Origin of the sequence: Clavibacter lycopersici, from assembly GCF_003576405.1 — a bacterium.
Classification (GTDB): Bacteria; Actinomycetota; Actinomycetes; order Actinomycetales; family Microbacteriaceae; genus Clavibacter; species Clavibacter lycopersici.
In genome coordinates this window covers 1-2,896 of record NZ_QWGT01000297.1, presented here as the reverse complement: position 1 = coordinate 2,896, position 2,896 = coordinate 1, and the positions used below count along the sequence as shown (strand labels likewise).

The window sequence follows — 2,896 nt, the reverse complement described above, 5'->3', positions numbered from 1 at the left end:
CGGTGCCCGGCCGGGATCCCGCGGCCGCGAGTCCGTCGTCGAACGCGTCGGCGGGCAGCTGCTCGCCGCGTTCTGCCGCCTCGAACAGGGCGAGCGCGCCGGCCCGCTCCGCGTCGCGCTCGGCCTTCTCGGCCGCGCGCTTGGTCGCCGAGCGGTACCTCGTGGGCAGCACGGCCGTGCCGATCCGCACCGAGTTCGCGGCGAGGAGCGGGCCCATGATCGCCATCACCAGCACGTAGAGGCCCGCGAACGGCTGGATCCGCTCGTCCAGCCCCGCCGACAGCGACAGGGTCGCGAGGATGAGCGCGAACTCGCCGCGGTTCTGCAGGATGAAGGCCGTGTTGATCCCGGCCTGCGCGCCGTGCCCGTTGAGCCACGCGACGAACTGGCCGGCGATGAGGTTGAGGACGACCGTCATCAGCACGGCGAGGAGCACCGGCACGACGACGGTGGGGAACTCGCCGGGATCCAGCGCCAGCCCGAAGTTGAGGAAGAAGAACGCGCCGAACACGTCGCGCAGCGGGATGGCGATCTGCTCGATGCGGTTGCGCACGCGGGTCGCGCCGAGCACGAGCCCGATGAGGAAGGCGCCGATCGCGTCGGTGACGCCGAGTACCTCGCCGATGCCGCCGAAGAGGATCGCCAGGCCGAAGAACAGGACGGTGAACAGCTCCACGTCGCGCGTGCGCAGGAACCGCGACAGGAACGCGCCGCCCCTCCGGGCGACCGTGAACATCACCACGAGGAAGGCGAACGAGACCGCCAGCTGGCCCACCACCGCCCACGGCTCGGTCTCGCCGCTCAGCACGACCGACACGATGGCGAGGTAGACGGCGATGAAGATGTCCTCGACCACGGTGACGCCCAGGATCATGGGCGTCTCGTCGTTGGCCAGGCGGTTCAGCTCGATGAGGAGCTTGGTGACGATGGCGCTCGAGGAGGTCGCCGTCATGCCCGCGACGATGAGCGCCTCGCGCGTGCCCCAGCCGAGCGCGAACCCGAACGCGAAGCCGACGCCCATGTTGATGAGCACGTACGAGCCGCCCGAGACGATGAGCTTGCCGGCGTTGCCGAAGAACTCGTCCTGGTCGAACTCCAGCCCGAGGTTGAACAGCAGGAGGATCAGGCCGAAGACCGCGATCAGCTCGATGTCGGCCGAGGCGAAGTCGAGCGGGAACCAGTCGACGTTCGGGCTCGCGAGGAGCCCGATGAGCATGTAGATGGGGATCGCGGGCAGGCCGATGCGCTTGCCGAGCTGGCCGAACGCGTAGGCGAGGACGAACAGCAGGCCGAGGACGATGAGGTCTTGGCCGTGGTGCACCCGCTACCCTCCGTCCGGCGCGGAGCCGGGCGCGGGGCGGTGCGGGAACTCGCCCGTCCGGTAGAACGCGAAGGCCTTGGCGACCTTCTCGGGGGATCCGGCCACGACGAGCGTGTCGCCCGGGTAGACGGTGAAGTCGTCCGACGGCGCCGGGTTCGCGGACTCGCCGCGGACGACCGCGACGACGGTGAGGCCCACGACGCCGCGCGAGGCGAGGTTGCCGAGCGCCTGGCCGGCGATGTGGTCGTCGTAGTCGACCGTGAACCAGTCGATGCTGAGGCCGGGGATCTGGTCGAGCTTGTCGAGCGACTCGGTGATGCGCGTGCCGCCGAGCAGCTCGGCTAGCGTGTGCGCCTCGTCCTCGCTCAGGCGGAGCGAGACCTTCTGCGTGTCGGGACCGTCCTGCTCCTCCGAGAAGGTGATCAGGTCGCTGTGGCCGGAGCGGTGGGCGATGACGCCGACCTTGCCCCCGTCGTCGGTGATGAAGGTGTGCAGCACGCCGACACCCGGCAGCTTGACGCGACGGACCTCCGCCATGCGCGCACCTCCCTCTTCCTGTGGTTCACAACGCGGGCCGCGCTCCGGGTGTTCCCGCCCGGAGTCGGACGACCCGTGCTCGGGTGGACTGCCTACTTGCCGTACGGCGCGACGACGACCTCGACGCGCTGGAACTCCTTGAGGTCGGAGTAGCCCGTGGTGGCCATGGCCCGACGCAGCGCGCCGACCAGGTTGGCGCTGCCGTCCGCCGTGGTGGACGGGCCGTAGAGGATCTGCTCGAGCGGCGCGACCTGGTCGACCCGGACGCGGTGGCCGCGGGGCAGCTCGGAGTGGTGCGCCTCGGCGCCCCAGTGGAAGCCCTGGCCCGGGGCGTCTGTCGCGCGGGCGAGCGTCGAGCCGAGCATGACCGCGTCGGCGCCGACCGCGATGGCCTTGACGATGTCGCCCGAGCTGCCGAGGCCGCCGTCGGCGATGACGTGCACGTAGCGGCCGCCGGACTCGTCCATGTAGTCGCGCCGCGCACCGGCGACGTCGGAGAGCGCGGTGGCCATGGGCGCGTGGATCCCCAGGGTCGAGCGCGTCGTGGACGCCGCTCCCCCGCCGAACCCGACGAGCACGCCCGCCGCGCCCGTGCGCATGAGGTGCAGGGCCGCGGTGTATGTGGCAGCGCCGCCGACGATGACGGGCACGTCGAGCTCGTAGATGAACTTCTTGAGGTTGAGGGGTGCCGCCGCCTTGGAGACGTGCTCGGCGGAGACGGTGGTGCCGCGGATCACGAACAGGTCGACGCCCGCCGCGACCACGGTCTCGTAGTGGTCGGCCGTGCGCTGGGGCGAGAGGGCCGCGGCGACGACGACGCCGGCCGCGCGGATCTCCGCGATGCGCGCCGTGATGAGCTCGGGCTTGATCGGCTCGGCGTAGATCTGCTGCATGCGGGCGGTCGCCGACTCGGGCGGCAGCGAGCGGATCTCCTCGAGCAGGCGCTCGGGGTGCTCGTAGCGGGTCCAGAGGCCCTCGAGGTCGAGGACGCCGAGGCCGCCGAAGCGCCCCATCGCGATGGCCGTCGCCGGGGAGACG

Annotated in this window: 3 protein-coding genes; all 3 read right to left on the bottom strand. The window is 71.3% G+C overall.

What is annotated here, in order from left to right:
- The coding region (locus tag DZG00_RS14145; protein WP_199689827.1) for a cation:proton antiporter at positions 1–1,321 on the bottom strand (1,321 nt) is incomplete at its 3' end.
- A gap of 3 nt (positions 1,322–1,324) precedes the next feature.
- Complete coding sequence (locus tag DZG00_RS14140) at positions 1,325–1,858, bottom strand: cation:proton antiporter regulatory subunit (RefSeq protein WP_012039247.1); 534 nt, start codon at positions 1,856–1,858, stop codon at positions 1,325–1,327.
- Between the two features lie 92 nt (positions 1,859–1,950).
- On the bottom strand, positions 1,951–2,896 hold a 946-nt coding region (locus tag DZG00_RS14135; RefSeq protein WP_119455755.1), incomplete at its 5' end, for a GuaB3 family IMP dehydrogenase-related protein.